Origin of the sequence: Micromonospora fiedleri, assembly GCF_016774385.1 — a bacterium.
GTDB classification, from domain to species: Bacteria; Actinomycetota; Actinomycetes; order Mycobacteriales; family Micromonosporaceae; genus Micromonospora; species Micromonospora gifhornensis.
Genome location: NZ_JAETXL010000013.1, coordinates 27626 through 49564 on the forward strand (window position 1 = coordinate 27626; position 21939 = coordinate 49564).

Consider the following 21939-nt stretch of genomic DNA (forward strand, 5'->3'; position numbering starts at 1 on the left):
GGGAACCGGGGCGGGCGGAAAGATCGCGTGCCACCAGCGGCGAGGCCGCGGCGGCACACCCTGCCGCACGTGAGACGTCCCGGAAGGTCCAGTGGTCATCAGGCATCCTCAAAGGTCAGAGTTTCGACGTCGTTGAGCAGGGCGCACCCGGGCATGACCGGGCGCCAGACGTGACGCAGCTGGTGATGGAGCCGACGACGCAGCGGAGGCCGTCCGGCCAACACCAGCCGCAGCAGCGCCAGCACGTGCGCGGACACCTCGGCCTGACCGTCCGCCCGGCTGAGCCAGAAGCCGAGCGTCCGCCAGGATCGGTACGCCGTCTCGGGCAGGCTCAGCGCTGTCGCCCAGAGAGTTGCCAGGTCGTGGGCGGAGACGATCTCGCTACGCGCCAGATCCAGCAGCTCCGGCCAGTGTTCCCGAGGTGGTCGTGCCCACCGTTCGGCCAGGATCCGCAACGCTCGCGCGGCGTGCAGCCGCACCTCTCGGTCTTCCGGGTCGGTCGATCTGGCCCACTGCGCCAGAGACGTCACCAGAGCAGCCCCGTGTCCGCCCTGGTAGACCTCGACCAAGCCACGCACGACCGAGTTGTGCCAGCGTTGCATCCGCCCGGAGGCGACCAGCCGAAGCTGCACCAGGGCGGCGTCCGGCCACAGCCGGGCCAGCCCCAGTTCGTGGGCGCGGGCGACGGTGTCGCGCAGATGTGCCGCCGGCCCGGCGGCCCAGCGGTCCAACTCGACGCTGACCCGCTGCCGCAACCGAGGCTGCATCGCAATCGCGACAAGAACGATCGCGGCCGCCTGCCGTACGCTCGCTCGCCGCTCCCGGGCAAGGTCGCGCACAGTGTCCAGGGCCGTCTGCACGTCCCGCCCGGCCGACCATCCGATGGCGGCGGCTGCCGCCTGTCGTACGTCCGGCTGCTCGGCCCGCACCATGTCCGCGAACCAGCCGAGCAGCGCCCGGGGCGTCCACCAGTCGGTCCAGGCCACATCCAGGACAGCGGACCGCAGCTGCTCGGTGCCGGCCGAGAACTGCATCCGGATGCCGCCGGTCGCCCAGTCCTCGTCCGGTATAACGATGGCGCCGCGCAGCATCGGTCCGAGCACCTCGTCGAGGGTGACGCCGCGCAGACGTACCGTGGCCGACTGTAGCCCTTCCGGGCCGGACACCAAGCGTTCAGCCGCGAGGCGGATCTCGACCGTCGACAGTCCGGCGAGAACCACGCAGGCCAGCCGGAAGGCCCGTACCTGCTCAGCGGACCAGCCCACCGAGGCACCGGCGTCGGCCGGCACGTCGAGGATCTGGGAGGCACGCTCACGAAGCTGTCGGGGCAGCAGTTGCGCCAGCCGGTCCGTCAGTGCCCTGGCGCGCGGCACCGTCTGCGCGAGCGCCGCCACGACGGGGACCACCTCGCGGGGCCGAGGTGCTCCGGCCAGGTACACCGAGAGCAGTTGATGCCGGAGGCATTCCTCGTCGACGTACTGATCCACGCACTCGCCGACACAGTGGCCGGCGCAGAAGCCCACACAGCGCCCGGCCAACTCCCGCCGTAGAGCGGCCCGGAACACCTCGGCCGCAGGTGCCGGACGGTGCTCGACGACGTGCCCGGCGAGGTCCTGGACACGCCGGGAGAAATCGCCGACCAGCAGCAGTGTCATGGCATTGGCCGCAGCCCGCTCGGCGAGCCCCATCAGGGTGTAGCCGTCCAGCGCACCGACCATCTCATCGGTCAGCCGCAGCACGTAGCCGCTGCCCCGGCGCTGACCCAGCTTCGTCCGGAACACATCGGTGAGCTGCTCGACCCCGAGGATGTTCACCCCGCCGACACCGTGCCGGCGAGCCGAGGCGACCAGCGCTGAGGTGAGTCTTCCGCTGCCCGACGGTCCGGACAGGCACACCAGATGGCGCTGCTTCAGATGGTGATCGAGTTGCTGATCGCTGCCGGCCAGCGCGTAACCCCGCACCAGGTCCAGCACCGTCGTCTCACTGAGCGTCTCCGACCAGACCCGACGGCCGTCCACCGAGTCGGACGCCGCAGTGACGTTGACCGTACCGATGGCGAGGGCACCGTGCCCGGTCGCGTTCTGGCCCCGGACGTACATGTTGCCGGCATCGATCCCCGCGTCACCGAACAGACCGGCCAGCCGGCGCAGCACGTCACCGGAGTCGAGCGCATCCTCACGGTCCTCCTCATCGCCGTCGTCCGACTCGTCGTTCGGAGCTGGGTCGGCGTCCGTGTCCGGTGCCGATCCGTCAGCGGCACCACTGGCCGGATCACCGGGACGTCCCGGACCCGAATCGCCGCCGGCATCTGGTCCGACTTCGGCCGCCCCGGCTTCGGACTGGCCCGGCCGGGATCCGCCCGCCTCGCCGAACGTGTTCGGGTCGGTGCGCCCCGGCGGGTCCCCGGCCACCGGCTCCGGATATCGGTCGTTCATCGGTCCACGTCCGGGCGCAGGATGGCGTCACGGCCGATGGATCCGATCGCCATCGCACCCGGTCCCACGGCGTTCTGGCCGTTGACCCGGATGTTGCCGGTACGGATGCCGCCGGCCGGCGGCTCACCACCGCGCCCGGTTCCGCTGTCCCCGCTCGGCTGCGCCGCCTCGCCCGGTTTCACCGCCTCGTCCAGCGACGATGGCTGCTGGCCGGGCGACGCCTCGTCCCGCCAGGAGGTCACATCCTCGTCGAGAACGCAGAGCCACGCCGGCTCAGAGAACCCCTTCTCTGGCTGGACCACCTCGATGCGCCGGAACCGGTCCGGCCGAATCTCCTCCGGGTACTCGGTCACCACGTCCCGGTAGATGTCGGAGGAGACCACCAGGGCAACTCCGGCGTCCGGGAAGGCCGCCAACGCTCGGCGCACCGGTGTCGCGTCGCAGAGCCGACTGACCATGACGACCGCCTGGCCGGGAAAACCGTTGGCCCCGTCCAGGTGCACCATGCCCTGATGTACCGCCACACGTAGCCGGATACGGGCCACCGGGAGACGGCTGGCGTTGTACTGCCGCAGTCGCCGGTTCAGTTCCGGCAGGAACCGTCCGATCACCCTCGCCTCGGGAATCTCGCGGGGCAGGATGGCCAGTTCGCCGTCGCCCGCCTGCTGCGTCGTCCAGCCGACACGATCCATGCCCACCCCGTCGGCTGCCTCACGCAGCAGCCGATGGAAGTCCTGCTGCGCTTCGTACTGCTGGACGTTGCCGCGCCGGCTGTAGCGCTCCATGTCCACGCAGACCAACAACCGCCGCTCCGGATGTTGCATCTCGTCACCCTCCTCACCCCGGTCCGTGAGGCCGGGCACGAGCGACATCCAACTGGGGTCGACGCCCGGAGACCCCGTAGAAGTACGGCTTCAGTGGCAATGTCCGTCAGCAGTCATCCCGCACGACACGGGTATTTCGGGCGGCTGTCCAGGGTGGACTGGTGGCATGTGGAGCGTCCCGATCGACGTGCTGTTGGAGCTGGGCCTGGATCTGCACCTCACACTCGGGCTGTTGCTCGCCTACCTGCTCGGTGTGGTGCTGGCACGATGGGTGAGACGTATCGCGGCCGGACGGTTACGCTGCGGACGCTGTCGTCGCTTGAGCGGAGTGGGAGCCTGGATGCGGTGCGAACCTGCCCAGAACTCGCAGTGGCCCTACGGCACATTTCTGCAACGGCTCGGCCCACCCGTACGCTCCGCCCTGTTGGAGCTCGGCGTACGTCGTCAGGTGCCGGCCGGTCAGATCCTGATCCACGAAGGACAGCAGCAATCACACCTGGTGCTGATCGAAGAGGGCCTGACGAAGGTCACCGCCGCCCTGCCCGACGGCCGCACGGCGCTGTTGTCCCTGCGGGTCGGCGGTGACCTGGTCGGCGAGATGTCGGCGCTCAACGACCGGCCACGCTCCGCGACTGTCACCACCTGCAGCGCCGCCCGCTACAGCGTGATCCCCTCGGAGCGGTTCCGCGCGTTCCTCAGAACCAATCCGGACGCCGCGCTCGAACTCGCCGCCATGGTCTCCGACCGGTTGCGCTGGTCGAACCGCCGACGGATCGACTTCTCCTCGTACCCGGTCAAGATCAGGGTCGCCCGGGTGATCGCCGAACTGTCACGTACCCACGGCCGCCAGACCCCCGACGGCGTCGTCATCGACGTCCGACTCACCCAGCCGGAACTGGCCTCCATCTGCGGCGCCTCCGAGACCTCGGTCCAGAAGATCCTCCGGGAGCTGCGCGCCGACGGGCTGGTCGACACCGACTACCGCCGGATGACCGTCCGGAATCTGCCCGGCCTTCAGCAGGTCGGGCAGCTCCAGGCCGACGAATGTTAAGAAGGGCCCCTTCCTATGCACGAGGCGTTAAGAAGGGGCCCTTCCTTACATGTCAGGCGCCGCGGAGGGTGGCGCCGACGCGTTCGGTGGCGCGGGCCACCGCGGCGTCGCGGGCCGCCACGGCCTCCTCGACGGTGAGGGTGCGGTCGGGTGCCCGGAAGGTGAGCTTGTAGGCCAGCGACTTGCGGCCGGCGCCGAGCTGCTCGGAGGCGTACACGTCGAACAGGCGCACCGCCTCCAGCAGTTCACCGGCGCCCTCGGTGAGGGCCTGCTGGACGTCCTGGGCGGGGACCGCCTCGTCGACCACCAACGCCACGTCGATCAGGGCCGGCGGGAAGCCGGAGACCCCGGGCGCGGGCAGCACCGGCGCTGCCGGCAACGCGTCCAGGTCCAGCTCCATGGCACTGGTACGCCGAGGCAGTTCCAGGGTGGCCAGCACCGCCGGGTGCAGTTCACCGGCGTGACCGACGACAGTCCCGTCGACCAGCAGCTGCGCGCAGCGGCCGGGGTGCCAGGGGGCGTACTCGGCGGCCCGTACCTCGATCCGGTCGGCGGGCACGCCGGCGGCGGCGAGGACGTCACGGCCCGCCTCCACGGCGTCCGCCCAGGTGGCCGGTCGCCCGGCACCCCACCAGCCGGCCGGCTCGATGTCGCCGGTCAGCACGACGGCGACGTGCCGGGGCTGGTACGGGACCACCGCGTCGGCGGCGGCGAACTCGGCGTCGGTGGGTCGCCGGTCCACCCCCATGGCCGGCGGGCTGCCGGCGCCCGGGCGCGGCTGGAAGACCACGCCCATCTCGTAGAGCGCCAGGTCCCGCAGGCCACGACCGAGGTTGCGGCGGACGATGCCGAGCAGCGGGCCGAGCAGCGTGGTCCGCAGCAGCGGCTCCTCGTCGGAGAGCGGGTTGGCCACCCGTACCGCCTGGCGACGCGGGTCGTCGGCGGGCAGGGCGAACTGGTCGGCCAGGTCGGCGGCGACGAACGGATGCGCCAGCACCTCGACGTAGCCGCGCTCGGCCAGCGCCCGGGACACCGCCCGGTTACGCCGCTGCTGCCAGGTCAGCCCCCGGCCGGGCGGTGCGGTGGGCAGCAGTGACGGCACCTTGTCGTACCCGTCGAGGCGGACCACCTCCTCCACCAGGTCGGCCGGGTCGGTCAGGTCGGGCCGCCAGGTCGGTGGGGTGACGCTGAGGACGTCGGTGTCACCTGCGGCGACGGCCACGTCACCAGGATCCTCGGCGAGCCGGTCGGTGCCCCGCGCCACGGTGCAGCCGACCTGTTCCAGCAGGGCGACCACCCGTGCCGGCGGGTACGCCACACCGACCCGCCGGCCGGGCAGGTCGACCGGCAGCGTCACCGGGGTACGCGCCACGACGTGGTCGATGTCCAGCACCTCGTCGCCGGCGGTGCCGCCCGCGTGCTCGGTGAGCAGGGCGACCGCCCGGTCCAGGGCGACCAGCGGCAGGGCCGGGTCGACGCCCCGCTCCCACCGCTTCGCCGCCTCACTGAACAGCTTGTGCCGACGCGCGGTACGCCCCACCATCGCCGGGTCCCAGTGCGCGGCCTCGAACAGCACGTTGACGGTGCTGGGCAGCACCTCACTGGTCTCGCCACCCATCACGGCGGCGAGCGAGATCGGCACCCCGTCACCGTCGCCCGCGACCGGGTTGGGCAGGCCGGCGTCGCAGATGACCATGTCTTCGGGGGTGAGGGCGCGGGTCACCCCGTCGAGCGTGGTCAGCTTCTCCCCCGGTACCGCCCGACGGACCACCAGCGGGCCGGCGAGACGGTCGGCGTCGAAGGCGTGCATCGGCTGCCCGAGTTCGAGCATCACGTAGTTGGTGATGTCGACGGGCAGCGAGATGCTGCGGATGCCGGCGACGGTGAGCCGCCGCTGCATCCACTCCGGGGTCTGCGCCGTCGGGTCGACGCCGCGCACCATCCGGGCCGCGAACCGATCACAGCCGACCGGGTCGCGTACCTCGACCGGGTACGCCGGTTGGGTGGTGCCCGGCGTGGCCGGCACCCGACCCGGGTCCTGGAAGCTGAGGCCGAGGGCGTGCGCCAGTTCGCGGGCGAGCCCGCGCAGGGACATCTGGTAGCCCCGGTCCGGGGTGATCTCCACCTCGACGACGATGTCGTCGAGCCCGACCACGGGACGGGCGTCGTCGCCGGGCTTGGCGGCGACGTGTTCGGGCAGCACCAGGATGCCGGAGTGGTCGTCGCCCAGGCCCAGCTCCTTGGCGGAGCAAATCATGCCGTGGGAGTTGCGCCCGTACGTCTTGCGGGCGCCGATGGCGAAGCCGCCGGGCAGCACCCCGCCGGGCAGGATCACCACGACCCGGTCGCCGGGGGCGAAGTTGCGCGCCCCGCAGACGATCTCCTGCGGTTCACCGGTGCCGTTGGCGGCGCCCACGTTCACCCGGCAGAACCGGATCGGCTTCTTGAAGCCGGTCAACTCCTCGATCTCCAGGACCTCGCCGACCACCAGCTGTCCGGTGACCGTGGTGGACAGGTCCATGATGGACTCGACCTCGATGCCGAGGTCGACCAGGGCCCGCTCCAGGTCGGCGGCGGGCAGGTCGGGCAGGTCGACGTACTCCCGCAACCAACTGACAGAAACTCGCATGACTCGTTACCACCGTCTCCGTTACTCGCGCGCCCGCACTACGCCCCGTGGCCGAACGCCCGGGTGAACCGGACGTCGCCCTCGACCATGTCCCGCATGTCGCCCACCCCGTGTCGGAACATCACGGTGCGGTCGATGCCCATGCCGAAGGCGAACCCGGAGTAGACCTCCGGGTCGATGCCGCAGGCGCGCAGCACCCGCGGGTTGACCATGCCGCAGCCACCCCACTCGACCCACTGTGGGCCCTTGCGGTGCTCCGGGAACCACACGTCGAACTCCGCCGACGGCTCGGTGAACGGGAAGTAGTGCGGCCGGAACCGGGTCTTCGCGCCCTCGCCGAACATGGCGCGGGCGAAGTGGTCGAGCGTGCCGCGCAGGTGGGCCATGGTGATGCCCTTGTCCACCACCAGGCCCTCGACCTGGTGGAAGACCGGCGAGTGGGTGGCGTCCAGCTCGTCGGTGCGGTAGACCCGACCGGGCACCACCACGTAGATCGGCGGCTGGCGGGTCAGCATCGTACGCGCCTGCACCGGCGAGGTGTGGGTGCGCAGCACCAGCCCGGACTGCTCGGGGGCGATGTGGAAGGTGTCCATCAGGCCCCGGGCCGGGTGGTCGACGGGGATGTTGAGCGCGTCGAAGTTGGTCCACTCCAGCTCGACCTCGGGGCCCTCGGCCACCTCGTAGCCCATCCCGATGAACAGGTCGCTGATCTGTTCCATCAGCACGCTGACCGGGTGCCGGGAGCCACGCGGGCGCCGGTCGTAGGGCAGCGTCACGTCGACGCGCTCGGCGACCAGGACCCGCTGCGCCTGCTCGCGGTCGAGCACCTCGGACCGGGCGGCATAGGCCTGCTCGATGCTGCGACGGGCCTCGTTGACCCGCTTGCCGGCGTCGGCCTTGGCGGCGGGCGGCAGCGCGCCGATCTCCCGACGGGCCAGCGAGACCGGGGCCCGGTCGCCGAGGTGCGCCGGGCGGACCGCGGCCAGCGCGTCGGGGTCACCGGCGGCGGCGAACGCCTTCTCGGCCTCGGTCACGGCCTCGGCCAGGGCGGCCGGGTCGAGCAGGGCGACCTGCTTCGGGTCGTACGGATCGTTGCGGTAGGTCATGGCGTACGGGCACTCCTCACGGCGGCGCCGGCCCTCACAGGCGGCGAAGCGAGTCTACGGACGCGCGGCTGCGCCGCAGCCCGCCGGTGGGAGTGGTGCGGAGAGCAGGTCAGGCTCGCCGCCCGCCGACACCGGCGGGCTGGCTAAACGTACGCCGTGGTGCGTCCACCATCACCGGCCGCTCTCCTCGTGCTCTGCACATGTTCCTGCGCGTGATCTCATGTCAGCGCTGGGCTCTCGCCGAAGCGTACAGGCAGACCGCCGCGGCCGCAGCCAGGTTGAGGCTCTCGGCCCGCCCGTGCAGCGGGACCCGGACCCGGGCGTCGGCGGCGGCGATCAGCTCGTCGGGCAGGCCGTGCGCCTCGGACCCGAACAGCCAGGCGGTGGGAACGGCGAGTCGGCCGGCGTCGGCCAGGTCGTCGAGATCCGCTTCGCCGTAGCCGGTCGCGGCGAGCACCACCAGACCGGCGGCGCGGGCGGCGTCGACCACCGCCGCCGGGTCGCGTTCGCGTACCACGTCGACGTGGAACAGGCTGCCCGCCGAAGACCGGACGCATTTGCCGTTGTACGGGTCGACCGTCTCCCCGGCGAAGACCACCGCCGCGGCGCCGGCCGCGTCGGCGGTCCGCAACACGGTGCCGGCGTTGCCCGGGTCCCGGATGCCCGCGAGCACCGCGACCAGCCGCGGACCGCGGGACAGCGCGGTCGCCAGCGGCACGTCGAGGTGCTGGCAGACGGCGACCAGGCCCTGCGGGGCGACGGTCTCGGCGAGCGCCGCGAGCGCCTCGTCGGTCACCTCGGAGACGGGTACGTCGGCGCCGGCGGCGGCTGCCGCCAGGTCGGCGTGGCGGTCGAGCGCGGTGGGCGTACCGAACAGTTCGAGCACCGTCCGGGAGCGGGCCAGGGCCTCGCGGACCGCCTGCGGTCCCTCGGCGAGGAACCGGCCGGTGGCCTCGCGGTCGCGGCGGCGTTGCAACCGGCGGGCGGCGACCACCCGGGGTGTACGCGGCGTGAAGGGCATGGTGTCCTCACCACACACGCGCGAGGCGCCCCCCTCGTCGAGGGACGCCTCGCTGCGTTGTGCGGGGATCAGGCGGCCTGGGCCGCCGCGCCGCCGGTGCCCTCGGCCTGCACCGCGGCCCGGGCCAGCTCGACGATCGCCGCGAAGGCGGCGGCGTCGTTGACGGCCATGTCGGCCAGGATCTTGCGGTCGACCTCGATGCCGGCCAGGCGCAGGCCCTGGATCAGCCGGTTGTAGGTCATGCCGTTGGCGCGGGCACCCGCGTTGATCCGCTGGATCCACAACTGCCGGAAGTCGCCCTTGCGGTCGCGACGGTCCCGGTAGGCGTACTGCATCGAGTGCAGCACCTGCTCCTTGGCCTTGCGGTACAGCCGGGAGCGCTGACCGCGGTAACCACTCGCGGTCTCCAGCAGGGTACGGCGCTTCTTCTGGGCGTTCACAGCCCGCTTGACGCGTGCCATCTCAACTCCTTCTTTGGCTCAGGTGGCGCGCGTCAGCGGCCGAGCAGCTTCTTGAGGCGCTTGACGTCGGACTTGGCGGCCTCGACCACGCCCGTCAGCCGCCGGGTACGGGTGGAGGGCTTCTTCTCCAGGTTGTGGCGCAGACCGGCCTGCTGCTTCATGATCTTGCCCTTGCCGGTTACGCGGACCCGCTTACCCGTCCCCGTGTGGCTCTTCATCTTCGGCATGTGGAACGTCTTCTCCCCTGTTACTGGCCGCTGGTGTCAGCGGTCCCGCCGGTCTCACCGGCTGCTGCGCTCTCACCGGCCGTCACGGACTCGGTAGCCGCCGCGGGCTCGGTAGCCGCCGCGGAATCCTCCGCGGTCCGCTCCCGAGGTCCACCACGCGACGCCGTGGCGGCGACCGCGGAGGCCTTCACGGCCCGGTGCGGAGCGAGAACCATGATCATGTTTCGGCCGTCCTGCTTAGGAGCGGACTCGACATATCCCAGTTCCGTGATCTCCGATTCGAGCCGACGCAGGAGCCGGTAACCCAGCTCCGGGCGACTCTGCTCGCGACCGCGGAACATGATCGTCACCTTGACCTTGTCTCCGGCCTTGAGGAACCGCACCACGTGACCCTTCTTGGTCTCGTAGTCGTGCGGATCGATCTTCGGTCGGAGCTTCATCTCCTTGATGACGGTCTGCTGCTGGTTACGCCGCGCTTCGCGCGCCTTCAGTGCGCTCTCGTACTTGAACTTGCCGAAGTCCATGAGCTTGCACACCGGCGGGCGCGCCATCGGCGCAACCTCGACCAGGTCCAGATCGACGTCCGCGGCCAGCTGAAGGGCGCGCTCCAGCGGGACGATGCCCACCTGCTCACCCTCGGGGCCGACCAGTCGGACCTCACGTGCCCGGATCTGCTCGTTCACGCGTGGTTCGACGCTGATGGGGCCTCCTCGAGTCGGTTCTTCATCGGTGGCCGACCCGTGCGGCTCCCGTCGGGAACAGCGCGGAAAGCAGAAGGCCCCGGCGCATGCCAGGGCCCGCTCGACCGGTCGGCACGATCACAGGATCGCGCATCCGGAGCCGGGACGTGCCCGGAACCGGTGACCGGACCCGGCCGCCGCAGTTGGCGAACTCGGGTGGGAGCAGGCGCCCCACTTTCGTGGCCGCCCGCTCACACGGACAGCCTGGTCGACTTGACCACACTACACCCCGGTCACCGAGGCCTCAAACCGACCCACCGTGTCGCCTGCGCTGTCGCACGGACCAGTGGTGCCGACGCTGTCCGCCGCCGGGCGGCAGGCAGGTCAGGGGCCGGGGGTGCGCTCGGCAAGGACGGCCAGGTGCGCCTGGTGCAGCCGGCGCAGGGCACGCACCCCGTCGACCGCGTGCTGCTTGTCGGCGGCCTGCAGCGCCACCACCGGCAGCAGATCGTCGTCGTACAACTCCAGGGCGGCCCACGGCGCGCCGCGGTCGAACCGGATCCCCCGGACGACCTCCCAGGGCAGCTCGTACGAGCCGATGATGTTGCGGACCCGCACCCCCCGCGCGTCCGCCTCCACCCGGGGACGGGTGAACAGCAGGGCACCGAGGGCGAAGAGCACGCCGAGCCCGATCATGGCGAACTGGTCGCCGCGCTGGAAGGTGCCGTAACCGTTGCCGGTCGGCCCGGTCAGCGTGGTGGCGACCACCGCGAACAACACCACCACCACGACCGCCGACACCCAGCAGACCACCCGGATGCGCCGGGGCCGCAGCCGCACCAGCTCGCCGCCGGTCACCGACCCACGGTCGGCCGTATCGGCACCCGGCTGCGCTGCACCCCGCTGAGCTGCGTCCCGCTGACTCATGGCACCAGTCTGCCATCCGCCCCCGGCCCGGCGGACGGTGCCACACGCAGCGACACCGTCCGCCGCACCGGTCACAACCGGCAGGCGTGGATGTTGGTGACCAGGATCGCCCGGGCCCCGAGCTCGTAGAGCTCGTCCATGATCCGGTGCACGTCGTCGCGGAGCACCATGGCCTGCACCGCCACCCAGCCCTCACGGTGCAGCGGCGAGACGGTCGGTGACTCGATGCCCGGGGTCAGCGAGCTGGCCCGGTCCAGCAGGCCAGCCGGCACGTCGTAGGCGAGCATGACGTACCGGCGGGCCACCAGCACCCCGTGCAGCCGGCGCAGCAACTGCTCCGCCTGCGGGTGCGCGGTCGCGCCGGCCCGGCGTACCAGCACCGCCGAGGAGCGCAGCAGCGGCTCGCCGAAGACCACCAGGCCGGCCTGGCGCAGCGTGGCGCCGGTCTCGACCACGTCGGCGACCACGTCGGCCACGCCCAGGCGGATGGCGTTCTCCACCGCGCCGTCGAGGCGGATCACCTCGGCCTTGACGCCCAACTCGGCGAGGTGCCGCTCGACCAACCCCGGGTACGCGGTGGCGATCCGGTGCCCACCCAGCTCCTGGACGTCGTCGACGTCGTCCGGGCGGGCGGCGAACCGGAAGGTGGCCCGGCCGAAGTTCAGGTCGACGACCTCCTCGGCCGGCGCGCCGGAGTCGATCAGCAGGTCCCGGCCGGTGATCCCGACGTCCAGGTCACCGGAGCCGACGTAGGTGGCGATGTCCTTCGGTCGCAGGTAGAAGAATTCGATGTCGTTTGCCTCGTCCCGGCAGACCAGGTCCTTCGGGTCGCTGCGCTGGCGGTAGCCCGCCTCGCGCAGCATCTCGGCGGCCGAGGCGGCCAGGGCGCCCTTGTTGGGTACGGCGACACGCAGCATGACGGAGTGCTCCTTCGATCGGGTCAAGAGTCGACGGCGGGCACTCAGAGATGTCGGTAGACGTCCTTGAGCTCCAGTCCGCTGGCGAGCATCAACACCTGCACCTGGTAGAGCAGCTGGGAGATCTCCTCGGCGGTGCGTTCCGGCCCCTCGTGCTCGGCGGCCATCCACGACTCGGCGGCCTCCTCGACCACCTTCTTGCCGATGAAGTGCACCCCCTTCTCCAGCGCGACGACCGTGCCCGAGCCGGGGGTGCCGGCCGCGGCCTTGGCCTGCAGCTCGGCGAACAACTCCTCGAACGTCTTCACGGAACCGGATTCTCCCAGTCGCCCTGGGTGGCGGATCGCACCGGGTCCGGTGGTGACCGGTGGGTGAGTGGGTGTGGGGGTGAGCGGGACCTGTATTCCGTTACCTTTCAGTGCGCTTTGGTGAGCACACGATCGGTAGTCCCGCCTTGCGGTGGGACGGTCCCGGTCTGACCCGCTGACGCGGTGCCGGGTTGACGCTTCACAGCCACCGGCCCCGCGAGCGGGGTCTTACGGTCGGCTCCACGTCCTGCCACCGGGCCACTCCCGGCGGTTGCCGCCGCGAGGGCGGCGAGGTTGGCTGCGGCGTTGTGGTCCCGGTCGATGACCAGGCCACACGTCTGGCATTCGTACTCGCGCTCGGACAGGGCCAGCTTGGCTTTTACCGCGCCGCAACCCGAACACGTCTTGGAGGACGGATACCAGCGGTCGGCCACCACGAGCCGGCCACCGTTCCACGAAGTTTTGTACGTCAACTGGCGGCGGATCTCGGCGAATCCGGCGTCAGCGATGTGCCGGGCCAGCCTGCGGTTGGCCAGCATCCCCGCCACGTTGAGGTCTTCCACCACGATCGTGCCGTGCTCACGGGCGAGGCGGGTGGTGAGTTTATGCAGTCCGTCGCGGCGCAGGTTCGCTACCCGTGCATGCGCGCGGCCCAGCCGGGCGGACGCACGCTGCCACCGGCGTGACGGGCGCTGCCCGGTCCGCCGGTCAGGGCCACTCTTGCGCGATAGCGCCCGGCCAAGCTGCCGCAGTCGGGCCTGCGCGGCGGCCAGGTGACGGGGGTTCCGCACCATTTCGCCGGTGGACAGCACGGCGAGGTGCTTCACGCCGACGTCCACCCCGAGCACCGAGGCGGGCCGGGTCGGGCGGCGTACGGCGCGGTCGACTTCGACGCAGAACGCGACGTGCCAGCGTCCGCCGTCGCGGCGCACCGTGGCGGACATGATCCGGGCGGTGCCGTTGTCGAGACGGCGGGCGAGTTTGCGGGCGGACTCGTGCAGCTTCAACCGGCCCAGCCGGGGCAGCACGACGTGTTTGCGGTCCGGCTCGACGCGGATGGCGCCGGTGGTGAACCGCACGCTCGGGGTGGTGCCGCGGCGGGACTTGTACCGGGGGAACCCGACCGGCCTGCCCGCGCGTCTACCGGTGCGGGAGTCGGCCCAGTTCTTGAGCGCACGCGTCAGGGCATCCAGGCCGGTGTTGAACGCCTCCTTGGAGCACTGCGGCCACCACGGGGCGACGTCATTTTTCGCTGCGTTCCACACTCGGCGTAGCGCCGGCAGTGACCAGGACAGCGACGGAGTCAGCAGTTCGCCGGGGATGCCGTAGGAACGTTCCGCTGCCCGTTGGTCCATGACCGCTTTGACCCGGGCCAGAGCCCAGTTGTGCGCGACCCGCGCGGCCCCGGCGTGGGCGAGTATCGCCCGTTGCTGCGCCGGGGTGAGGTCGAGGGCGAACCGGTACGCCTGGATCGTCTTCACGTCGTCGCGTCCGGGTCGGTAGCGGCTTCGATGGCGCGGCGGGCACGGTTCGCGGCGGCGCGACGCCCGTACAGGCGGGCGCACAACGACGTCAGGATTTCCGTCATGTCCCGCACAAGGTCGTCGTCCACCTCGGCCGGGTCAACCACCAGAAGGCGGCGACCCTGCGCCGACAGGGCGGCCTCCACATACTCGGCTCCGAAGCGGGCGAACCGGTCGCGGCGCTCGACCACGATCGTCGTCACAGCCGGATCACGCAGCAGACTGAGGAACTTCGTACAGTGCCCGTTCAGCGCTGACCCAACCTCGGTCACCACCCGCTCCACCGCGAGTCCTTGACTGGTCGCCCAGGTGGTGACTCGGGCGACCTGACGGTCGAGGTCGGGTCTCTGGTCGGCGGACGAGACGCGGGCGTACACCACGATCTGCCCGGCGTCGGCGGTCGCGCCGGTCACCGGTTCACCAACCATGATCAGGCGGCCAAGTCGGTATGTAGGAACAGGCAGCGTCCCAGCCGCGTACCGCCGCCGAGCGGTGATGTACGCGATACCGGTGCACGCGGCCCATTCCTTCAAGTTCACCTGATCACTATAGGTACTCAAAGAACGCTAAAGATCGCTGTTATCGCTGCGGATGTTGCCCTTACCACCGTGGTGGGACAGCGCTACGGCAGCTACCGATGGTGGTCGTACGCTGTCGGCCATGGTCAGCACCCCACGCATCCGTACGCTAGCCACGGCCGGCGCGGTCCTTTTCGCCGTCACCGCCTGCGCGCCGCAGAACGAGCCCGCTCCCCCGCCCTCGACCTCCGACGCCGCCTCGTGCGCGAAGGAGAACCTGCCCACCCAGACCCCCGGCAAGCTCACCATCGCCACCGACCAGCCGGCCTACCAGCCGTGGTTCGTCGACGACAAGCCCGAGAACGGCCAGGGCTACGAGTCCGCGGTGGCGTACGCGGTGGCGGAGAAGCTCGGCTACACCCGCGACGAGGTCGTCTGGACCCGGGTCAAGTTCGACTCGGCGATCGCCCCCGGACCGAAGTCCTTCGACTTCGACATCAACCAGTTCTCGATCACCGACGAGCGTAAGAAGGCTGTCGACTTCACCGCGCCCTACTACCTGGTGCGGCAGACCGTCATCGCCCTGAAGTCGTCCAAGATCGCCGGCAAGACCAGCCTGGCGGACCTGCGCGAGGCCAAGCTCGGCGCCCAGGTCGGCACGACCAGCTACCAGGCGATCACCGACGTGGTGAAGCCGACGACGAAGCCGCAGGTCTACAACAGCAACGACGACGCCAAGAAGGCCCTGCAGAACGGTCAGCTCGACGGCCTGGTCGTCGACCTGCCCACCGCCTTCTACATCACCGCCGCGGAGATCGAGGACGCGGTGATCGTCGGCCAGTTGCCGCAGGTGGGCACGCCGGAGGCGTTCGGGTTGCTGCTGGACAAGGGCTCGCCGCTCACCGGTTGCGTCAGCAACGCGGTCGGGCAGCTCACCGCCGAGGGCGTGTTGAAGCAGTTGGAGCAGCAGTGGCTGGCCCAGGTCGCGGGAGCCCCTGAACTCACGTGAGCGCAACCTCGTACGTCCCCTCCCCCGCCCAGCGGGCCCGAGAGGAGTACCGCCGCCGGCAGACCGTACTGAGCGTGCTGATCGCCGCCGCCTCCACGGCGGCGGTCGGCACGCTGCTGGCGTTCGCGGTGACCGGGGCGCCCGGCTGGGACCGCGTACGCGCCTCGTTCTTCGACCCGCAGATCGCCCGGGACGCGCTGCCGGCGGTGCTGACCGGGCTTTGGCTCAACCTGCGGTTGCTGGTCTGCTGCGCCATCGGTGCGTTGCTGCTCGGGCTGGTGATCGCGGTCCTGCGTACCCTGCGCGGGCCGGTCTTCTTCCCGATCCGGGCGCTGGCCACCAGCTACACGTACGCCTTCCGGGGCCTGCCGCTGATCATCGTGCTCTACCTGCTGACCCTCGGCGTGCCGGGCCTGCGGTTGCAGGGCATGCCGCCGGTGCTGGTGCTGGGCGGGCTCGCGCTGGTGCTCACCTACAGCGGGTACCTGGCCGAGGTGTTCCGCGCCGGCATCGAGTCGGTGCATCCCAGTCAGCTCGCGGCGGCCCGGTCGCTGGGGCTGACCTACCGGCAGACCATGCGGCACGTGGTGCTGCCGCAGGCCGTCCGGCGGGTGGCGCCGCCGCTGCTCAACGACGTGGTGGCGTTGCAGAAGGACGTCGGCCTGGTCTCCCTGGCCGGGCCGATCGACGCGGTCCGGGCCGCGCAGATCGCCACCGCGCAGAGCTTCAACTACACGCCGTACATCGTGGCCGGGGTGCTCTTCGTGCTGCTGGCCATTCCGCTGATCGCCGTCACCGACCGGGTCACCCTGCGGGCGGCCCGACGTCAGTCCGGAGGCTGAGCATGGACGTGTTGCGGTGCCGCGGGCTGCGCAAGGTCTTCGGCGACCAGGTGGTCCTCGACGGTCTCGACCTGACCGTGGCCGAACACCAGGTGGTGGCCCTGATCGGGTCCTCCGGGTCGGGCAAGTCGACCCTGCTGCGCTGCATCAACCTGCTGGAGGACCTGCACGACGGCACGATCGAGCTGGACGGCGAGGACATCTCCGCCCCCGGCGTCGACCCCGACAAGGTACGCCGCCGCATCGGCATGGTGTTCCAGTCGTACAACCTCTTTCCGCACCTGAGCGTGCTGGACAACATCACCCTGGCGCCGCGTCGGGTGCACCGCCGGGCGCGGGCCGAGGCGGAGGCCCGGGCCCGGGAGCTGCTGGAGCGGGTGGGGTTGGGGGCGAAGGCCGACGCGTACCCGGACCGGCTCTCCGGCGGCCAGCAGCAGCGGGTGGCGATCGTCCGGGCACTGGCCAACTCGCCCCGGCTGCTGCTGCTCGACGAGGTCACCTCGGCGCTGGACCCGGAGCTGGTCGGTGAGGTGCTGACGATGATCCGCGACCTCAAGACCGAGGGCATGACGATGATCCTGGCCACCCACGAGATGGGCTTCGCCCGCGACGTGGCCGACCAGGTCTGCTTCCTCGACGCCGGCCGGGTCATCGAGTCCGGCCCGCCCAGCCAGGTGCTCGCCGATCCCGTTCACCCGCGTACCCGCCAGTTCCTGGCCCGGATCATCGAGGCCCGCCGCCTCTGACCGACCCGGTCGAGGGCGGGGAGAGCGTTTACCGGCACCGATTACGCCATGATCGAGGCCACAAAGTGGTGGCTGGGTAAGCTCGATTGGGTACAAAACGCACCCATGACGATGTCGCCAGAGGTAGCAGCCATGTCCAGTCAGCCGTCCGTACCCGTCGACGTCGCCCGCCTGCGAGAGGTGCTGGACGGACGGTGGGCCGAGGTCCGCGAGGCCCACCGCACCGAACTCGACGACAGCTTCCTGCCGGTGTACGGCGAAACCGGCGACCAGGCCCGGGAGCGGATCACCGGACTGCTGCCCCGGCTGCCGGTCACGATGGGCATGCCCGCAGCCTTCCCCGCCGAGTACGGCGGCCGCTCCGACATCGGGGCCTCGATCGTGGCCACCGAGATGCTGGCCCAGGTCGATCTGTCCCTGATGGTCAAGGCGGGCGTGCAGTGGGGCCTGTTCGGCGGCGCGGTGCTGTCGCTGGGCACCCGGCGGCACCACGACGCCTACCTGCGCGACATCGTCGCCGGTGACATTCTCGGCTGCTTCGCGATGACCGAGACCGGGCACGGCTCGGACGTGCAGCAGCTGCGCACCACCTGCACGTACGACCCGGCCACGCAGACCTTCGACCTGCACACCCCGCATCAGGCGGCCCGCAAGGACTACATCGGCAACGCGGCCCGCGACGGCCGGATGGCGGTCGTCTTCGCCCAGCTGATCACCAACGGGCAGCGGCACGGCGTACACGCCTGGCTGGTTCCGATCCGCGACGCGGCCGGCAACCCGATGCCCGGGGTGACCATCGGCGACGCGGGACCCAAGGCCGGCCTGCTCGGCGTGGACAACGGCCGGCTCAGCTTCGACCACGTCACCGTGCCGCGGGACATGCTGCTGGACCGGTACGGCCAGGTGGCCGCCGACGGCACCTACTCCAGCCCGATCGAGAACGACTCGCGACGCTTCTTCACCATGCTCGGCACCCTGGTCCGGGGTCGGGCGAGCGTGGGTGGCGCCGCGGCGGCGGCCACCAAGGTGGCGCTGACCGTCGCGGTGCGTTACGGCGACATCCGCCGCCAGTTCAGCAGCCCCGACGCCGAGCGCGAGGTGCTGCTCAACGACTACCTGGCCCACCAGCGCAAGCTGCTGCCCGCGCTGGCCACCACGTACGCCCTGCACTTCGCCCAGGCCGAGCTGGTCGCCGCGATCGACGAGGTGCAGGGCGGCGACGGCCCGGTCGACGAGCATCGGCAGCGGGAGCTGGAGTCGCGGGCCGCCGGCCTGAAGGCCGCGCAGACCTGGCACGCCACCCGCACCATCCAGATGTGCCGCGAGGCGTGCGGCGGAGCCGGCTACCTGGCCGAGAACCGGCTGCCCGGCCTGAAGGCCGACACCGACGTCTTCACCACCTTCGAGGGCGACAACACGGTGCTGTTGCAGTTGGTGGCCAAGGGACTGCTCACCGGCTACCGGGACGAGTTCGGCTCGCTGGACGGCTGGGGGCGGGCCTCGTTCGTCGCCGAACAGGTCCGCGAGATGGTGTTGGAGCGTACCGCCGCACGGTCGCTCATCGAACGGCTGGTCAGCGCCGTGCCCGGCCGCGACGAGGAGGTCGCGGTCACCGACCGCGGCTGGCAGCTCAAGGCCTTCGAGGATCGTGAACGACACCTGCTCGACGGTGCGGTCCGGCGGCTGCGCAACGGCGCCAGCACCAAGAAGGACCGGCCCTTCGACATCTTCAACGACGTGCAGGACCACGTCCTGGCCGTCGCCGCCGCGCACGTCGACCGGGTCACCCTGGAGGCGTTCGTCGCCGGCATCGAGGCCACCTCGGATCCGGCGGTGAAGGCGCTGCTGTCCCGGGTCTGCGACCTGTACGCGCTCAGCGTCATCGAGGCCCACAAGGGCTGGTTCCTGGAGCACGGCCGGCTCACCCCGGCCCGCGCCAAGGTGATCACCGCCGTGGTGAACAACCTGCTCAAGGAGCTACGCCCGCAGATGGGCACGCTGGTGGACGGGTTCGGCATCCCGCCGACCTGGCTGCACTGCGCCATCCTGCGCGAGGAGGCCGACCGGCAGGAGGCCATGGCCGCCCACGACGCCGCCGGTGACCCGCAGACCGTCGCGGCGTAACCGGACCGACGGTCGGCGGCGGGACCGGGCCGACCGGTCGGCGGCGGGACCGCCGGGGTGGCGTACGCCCTCAGACGCCGAAGCCGACGCGCTGGTTGCCGCCGGTGCTGACGCCACGGATGGCCAGGGCGGCGTCCAGCGCGGCGACGGTGGCGGACCAGCCCTTGTCCTCCGCGGAGCCGGGCAGCCCGGCCCGGTCGCGGGCCTGGTCGAGGGTGTCGACGGTGAGCACCCCGTGCGCCACCGGCTTGCCCTCGTCGAGCGCGATCCGGGTCAGCCCGTCGGTGACCGACCGGCAGACGAAGTCGAAGTGGGCGGTGGCGCCGCGTACCACCACGCCGAGGGCGACCACCACGTCGCAGCGGCGGGCCAGGGCCTGGGCCACCACCGGCAGTTCCACCGAGCCGGCCACCCGGGCCACCACGGCCTGCGCTCCGCACGCCTGCGCGGCGGCCACCGCCCGGTCGAGCATGTGGTCGGTCAGCTCACCGTGCCAGCGGGCGGCGACCACGCCCACGGTCATTCCCGACGCGTCGACCGGGGTCGTCCCCGGCTCACCGAAACCTGCCATCTGTCCTACGCTCCGATCTCGTTGCCCGCCACCGGGCGACCCATCGGGGCCTCGGCGGTCTCGTCCACGTCGAGCAGGTGCCCCATCCGGTCCCGTTTGGTGCGCAGGTAGCGCACGTTCTCCGGGTGGGTGCGCACCGGCAGGCTCTCCCGGCCGGTGACCGTGAGCCCGTAGCCCTCCAACCCGGCCCGCTTGGCGGGGTTGTTGGTGAGCAGCCGCATCGAGCGCACCCCGATGTCGTAGAGGATCTGCGCGCCGGTGCCGTAGTCCCGCGCGTCGGCGGGGAGGCCGAGGTCGAGGTTCGCGTCGACCGTGTCGCGGCCCTGGTCCTGCAACTGGTACGCCTGAAGCTTGTGCAGCAGCCCGATGCCCCGCCCCTCGTGACCGCGTACGTAGAGCACCACGCCCCGCCCTTCCCGGGCCACCCGGTCCAGGGCGGCGTTGAGCTGGGGACCGCAGTCGCAGCGCACCGAGGCGAAGGCGTCTCCGGTCAGGCACTCGGAGTGCACCCGGACCAGCACGTCCCGGCCGTCACCGATGTCGCCCATCACCAGGGCCACGTGCTCGGCCGAGTCGGTCTCGCTGCGGTAGCCCAGCGCCCGGAACACCCCGTGCTCGGTGGGCATCCGGGCGTCGGCGACCAGTTCGACCTGCTTCTCGGTACGCCGCCGGTAGGCGATCAGGTCGGCGATGGTGATCAGGGCCAGCGAATGCTCGGCGCAGAACTTCTCCAGGTCCGGCAGGCGCATCATGCTGCCGTCGTCGTTGACCAGTTCGCAGAGCACCCCGGCGGGTCGCAGACCGGCCAGCCGGGCCAGGTCGACGGCCGCCTCGGTGTGTCCGGCCCGCCGCAGCACCCCGCCCGGGCGGGCCCGAAGCGGCACCACGTGCCCGGGCCGGGCCAGGTCGGCCGGCCCGGTCGACGGGTCGGCGAGCAGCTGGATGGTGTGCGCCCGGTCGGCCGCCGAGATGCCGGTGCTCACCCCCTCCCGGGCATCCACCGTCACCGTGTACGCCGTCTGCCGGCGGTCCTGGTTGGTGTGGTGCATCGGCGGCAGGTCGAGCCGCTCGCACTCGGCTTCGGTCAACGCCGCGCAGATGAAGCCCGAGGTGTGCCGTACGGTGAACGCCAGCAGTTCCGGGGTGGCCAGTTCGGCGGCGAAGATCAGATCGCCCTCGTTCTCCCGGTCGGGGTCGTCGACCACGACGACCGGCCGACCGGCGGCGATGTCGGCGAGGGCCTGCTCGATGTCGGTGAAGGGTCCCGGCTCGCTGTGCTCGGTCATGCGACGGCCTCCGCGTAGGTGGATGGAATCGGGACGGACGTCGCGGTGGTGGCCCGCGTGGTACGCCACCCCACGGCGGTGAGCGACCGGCCGAACGCGCCGGTCACGACGCCACCGGGCCGGACACGGGGGCGTCGGCCTGGCGGGCGTCGAGCAGCCGCTCGACGTACTTGGCCAGCACGTCCATCTCCAGGTTGACCGGGTCGCCGACGGCTCGGGTGCCGAGGGTGGTCAGCGCCAGGGTGGTCGGGATCAGGCCGACACTGAACCAGTCGTCGCCGACCTCGGCCACGGTCAGCGAGACCCCGTCGATGGTGATCGAGCCCTTCTCCACCACGTACCGCGACAGCGCCGCCGGCAGCCGGAACCGGACGGTCTCCCAGCGCGGCGCGGGTTCCCGCGCGAGCACCTCGCCGACGCCGTCGACGTGCCCCTGCACCAGGTGCCCGCCGAGGCGGCTGCCCAGCGCGGCGGCGCGTTCCAGGTTGACCGGGTCCCCGGCACGCAGCGCGCCCAGCGCCGAGCGGCGCAGCGTCTCGCCCATCACGTCGGCGGTGAACACCCCGCCGTCGACGTCGACGACGGTCAGGCAGACGCCGTTGACCGCGATCGAGTCGCCGTGCCGGGCGTCGGAGGTGACCAGGGGGCCACGGACCGCGACCAGGGCGGAGTCCTGCGCCGTCGGGGTCACCCCGACGACCTCGCCCAACTCCTCGACGATGCCGGTGAACATG

The 21939-nt window shown here is 71.4% G+C and carries 21 protein-coding genes; 5 read left to right on the forward strand and 16 right to left on the reverse strand.

Annotated elements, in window-relative coordinates:
• Positions 1–98 precede the first annotated feature (98 nt).
• Positions 99–2435, reverse strand: a complete 2337-nt coding sequence (locus JMF97_RS27615) for a hypothetical protein (RefSeq protein WP_203224192.1) — start codon at positions 2433–2435, stop codon at positions 99–101.
• Complete coding sequence (locus tag JMF97_RS27620; RefSeq protein WP_203224193.1) at positions 2432–3298, reverse strand: hypothetical protein; 867 nt, start codon at positions 3296–3298, stop codon at positions 2432–2434. The genes JMF97_RS27615 and JMF97_RS27620 overlap by 4 nt, the downstream gene beginning before the upstream one ends.
• A 127-nt stretch (positions 3299–3425) precedes the next feature.
• Here JMF97_RS27620 and JMF97_RS27625 point away from each other — a divergent pair, with 127 nt between their 5' ends.
• Positions 3426–4310 carry a Crp/Fnr family transcriptional regulator gene (locus JMF97_RS27625; protein WP_238360287.1) on the forward strand — a complete coding sequence of 295 codons (885 nt, stop codon included), beginning with the start codon at positions 3426–3428 and terminating at the stop codon, positions 4308–4310.
• Positions 4311–4362: 52 nt separating this feature from the next.
• On the opposite strand, the gene pheT is transcribed toward JMF97_RS27625, so the two are convergent.
• The 11 genes from pheT to JMF97_RS27680 all read right to left on the reverse strand — a co-directional run bounded on the left by pheT (position 4363) and on the right by JMF97_RS27680 (position 14648).
• Positions 4363–6939 carry a phenylalanine--tRNA ligase subunit beta gene (gene pheT / locus JMF97_RS27630; protein WP_203224194.1) on the reverse strand — a complete coding sequence of 859 codons (2577 nt, stop codon included), beginning with the start codon at positions 6937–6939 and terminating at the stop codon, positions 4363–4365.
• A 38-nt stretch (positions 6940–6977) separates the two neighbouring features.
• Positions 6978–8045 (reverse strand): phenylalanine--tRNA ligase subunit alpha, encoded by a 1068-nt coding sequence (gene pheS / locus JMF97_RS27635; RefSeq protein ID WP_013732812.1) that lies wholly within the window; start codon positions 8043–8045, stop codon positions 6978–6980.
• A gap of 223 nt (positions 8046–8268) precedes the next feature.
• A complete protein-coding gene (locus tag JMF97_RS27640) occupies positions 8269–9066 on the reverse strand; it encodes a TrmH family RNA methyltransferase (RefSeq protein WP_203224195.1) in 798 nt (265 codons plus the stop codon).
• A 68-nt stretch (positions 9067–9134) separates the two neighbouring features.
• A complete protein-coding gene (gene rplT / locus JMF97_RS27645; protein WP_013732810.1) occupies positions 9135–9527 on the reverse strand; it encodes a 50S ribosomal protein L20 in 393 nt (130 codons plus the stop codon).
• A 32-nt stretch (positions 9528–9559) separates the two neighbouring features.
• Positions 9560–9754 (reverse strand): 50S ribosomal protein L35, encoded by a 195-nt coding sequence (rpmI, locus tag JMF97_RS27650; protein ID WP_013732809.1) that lies wholly within the window; start codon positions 9752–9754, stop codon positions 9560–9562.
• Positions 9755–9774: 20 nt separating this feature from the next.
• Positions 9775–10437 carry a translation initiation factor IF-3 gene (gene infC / locus JMF97_RS27655; protein WP_013732808.1) on the reverse strand — a complete coding sequence of 221 codons (663 nt, stop codon included), beginning with the start codon at positions 10435–10437 and terminating at the stop codon, positions 9775–9777.
• Positions 10438–10818: 381 nt separating this feature from the next.
• A complete protein-coding gene (locus tag JMF97_RS27660; RefSeq protein WP_238360307.1) occupies positions 10819–11277 on the reverse strand; it encodes a PH domain-containing protein in 459 nt (152 codons plus the stop codon).
• Between the two features lie 155 nt (positions 11278–11432).
• Positions 11433–12278, reverse strand: coding sequence for an ATP phosphoribosyltransferase (hisG, locus tag JMF97_RS27665; protein ID WP_203224196.1), 846 nt, complete (start codon positions 12276–12278; stop codon positions 11433–11435).
• A gap of 44 nt (positions 12279–12322) precedes the next feature.
• Positions 12323–12586: a phosphoribosyl-ATP diphosphatase gene (locus tag JMF97_RS27670; RefSeq protein ID WP_436278259.1), complete on the reverse strand. Its 264-nt coding sequence runs from the start codon at positions 12584–12586 to the stop codon at positions 12323–12325.
• 107 nt (positions 12587–12693) lie between these two features.
• Positions 12694–14067: an IS607 family element RNA-guided endonuclease TnpB gene (gene tnpB / locus JMF97_RS27675; protein ID WP_203224197.1), complete on the reverse strand. Its 1374-nt coding sequence runs from the start codon at positions 14065–14067 to the stop codon at positions 12694–12696.
• Positions 14064–14648: an IS607 family transposase gene (locus JMF97_RS27680; protein ID WP_203224198.1), complete on the reverse strand. Its 585-nt coding sequence runs from the start codon at positions 14646–14648 to the stop codon at positions 14064–14066. The genes tnpB and JMF97_RS27680 overlap by 4 nt, the downstream gene beginning before the upstream one ends.
• 121 nt (positions 14649–14769) lie before the next feature.
• Here JMF97_RS27680 and JMF97_RS27685 point away from each other — a divergent pair, with 121 nt between their 5' ends.
• The 4 genes from JMF97_RS27685 to JMF97_RS27700 all read left to right on the forward strand — a co-directional run bounded on the left by JMF97_RS27685 (position 14770) and on the right by JMF97_RS27700 (position 19348).
• Positions 14770–15636: an ABC transporter substrate-binding protein gene (locus JMF97_RS27685; RefSeq protein WP_203224199.1), complete on the forward strand. Its 867-nt coding sequence runs from the start codon at positions 14770–14772 to the stop codon at positions 15634–15636.
• Positions 15633–16478, forward strand: a complete 846-nt coding sequence (locus tag JMF97_RS27690; protein WP_203224200.1) for an amino acid ABC transporter permease — start codon at positions 15633–15635, stop codon at positions 16476–16478. The genes JMF97_RS27685 and JMF97_RS27690 overlap by 4 nt, the downstream gene beginning before the upstream one ends.
• A gap of 2 nt (positions 16479–16480) precedes the next feature.
• Positions 16481–17224 carry an amino acid ABC transporter ATP-binding protein gene (locus JMF97_RS27695; RefSeq protein ID WP_238360289.1) on the forward strand — a complete coding sequence of 248 codons (744 nt, stop codon included), beginning with the start codon at positions 16481–16483 and terminating at the stop codon, positions 17222–17224.
• A 132-nt stretch (positions 17225–17356) separates the two neighbouring features.
• On the forward strand, positions 17357–19348 hold the full coding sequence (locus tag JMF97_RS27700; RefSeq protein WP_203224201.1) for an acyl-CoA dehydrogenase family protein: 1992 nt from the start codon (positions 17357–17359) through the stop codon (positions 19346–19348).
• Positions 19349–19418: 70 nt separating this feature from the next.
• On the opposite strand, the gene ribH is transcribed toward JMF97_RS27700, so the two are convergent.
• The 3 genes from ribH to JMF97_RS27715 all read right to left on the reverse strand — a co-directional run bounded on the left by ribH (position 19419) and on the right by JMF97_RS27715 (position 21938).
• Positions 19419–19919: a 6,7-dimethyl-8-ribityllumazine synthase gene (ribH, locus tag JMF97_RS27705; RefSeq protein ID WP_203224202.1), complete on the reverse strand. Its 501-nt coding sequence runs from the start codon at positions 19917–19919 to the stop codon at positions 19419–19421.
• Between the two features lie 5 nt (positions 19920–19924).
• Positions 19925–21205, reverse strand: a complete 1281-nt coding sequence (locus JMF97_RS27710) for a bifunctional 3,4-dihydroxy-2-butanone-4-phosphate synthase/GTP cyclohydrolase II (RefSeq protein ID WP_203224203.1) — start codon at positions 21203–21205, stop codon at positions 19925–19927.
• A 103-nt stretch (positions 21206–21308) separates the two neighbouring features.
• The gene (locus JMF97_RS27715) at positions 21309–21938 is read right to left on the reverse strand and encodes a riboflavin synthase (protein WP_203224204.1); all 630 of its coding nucleotides are present in this window, start codon (positions 21936–21938) and stop codon (positions 21309–21311) included.
• Between the last annotated feature and the right edge of the window lies 1 nt (position 21939).

Excerpts from the sequence above, each read along its gene's own strand:
- JMF97_RS27615 (WP_203224192.1), bottom strand. The coding sequence starts at position 2,435 with ATGAACGACCGATATCCGGAGCCGGTGGCCGGGGACCCGCCGGGGCGC.
- JMF97_RS27625 (WP_238360287.1), top strand. The coding sequence starts at position 3,426 with ATGTGGAGCGTCCCGATCGACGTGCTGTTGGAGCTGGGCCTGGATCTG.
- pheT (WP_203224194.1), bottom strand. The coding sequence starts at position 6,939 with ATGCGAGTTTCTGTCAGTTGGTTGCGGGAGTACGTCGACCTGCCCGAC.
- pheS (WP_013732812.1), bottom strand. The coding sequence starts at position 8,045 with ATGACCTACCGCAACGATCCGTACGACCCGAAGCAGGTCGCCCTGCTC.
- JMF97_RS27640 (WP_203224195.1), bottom strand. The coding sequence starts at position 9,066 with ATGCCCTTCACGCCGCGTACACCCCGGGTGGTCGCCGCCCGCCGGTTG.
- rplT (WP_013732810.1), bottom strand. The coding sequence starts at position 9,527 with ATGGCACGCGTCAAGCGGGCTGTGAACGCCCAGAAGAAGCGCCGTACC.
- rpmI (WP_013732809.1), bottom strand. The coding sequence starts at position 9,754 with ATGCCGAAGATGAAGAGCCACACGGGGACGGGTAAGCGGGTCCGCGTA.
- hisG (WP_203224196.1), bottom strand. The coding sequence starts at position 12,278 with ATGCTGCGTGTCGCCGTACCCAACAAGGGCGCCCTGGCCGCCTCGGCC.
- JMF97_RS27685 (WP_203224199.1), top strand. The coding sequence starts at position 14,770 with ATGGTCAGCACCCCACGCATCCGTACGCTAGCCACGGCCGGCGCGGTC.
- JMF97_RS27695 (WP_238360289.1), top strand. The coding sequence starts at position 16,481 with ATGGACGTGTTGCGGTGCCGCGGGCTGCGCAAGGTCTTCGGCGACCAG.
- JMF97_RS27700 (WP_203224201.1), top strand. The coding sequence starts at position 17,357 with ATGTCCAGTCAGCCGTCCGTACCCGTCGACGTCGCCCGCCTGCGAGAG.
- ribH (WP_203224202.1), bottom strand. The coding sequence starts at position 19,919 with ATGGCAGGTTTCGGTGAGCCGGGGACGACCCCGGTCGACGCGTCGGGA.
- JMF97_RS27710 (WP_203224203.1), bottom strand. The coding sequence starts at position 21,205 with ATGACCGAGCACAGCGAGCCGGGACCCTTCACCGACATCGAGCAGGCC.
- JMF97_RS27715 (WP_203224204.1), bottom strand. The coding sequence starts at position 21,938 with ATGTTCACCGGCATCGTCGAGGAGTTGGGCGAGGTCGTCGGGGTGACC.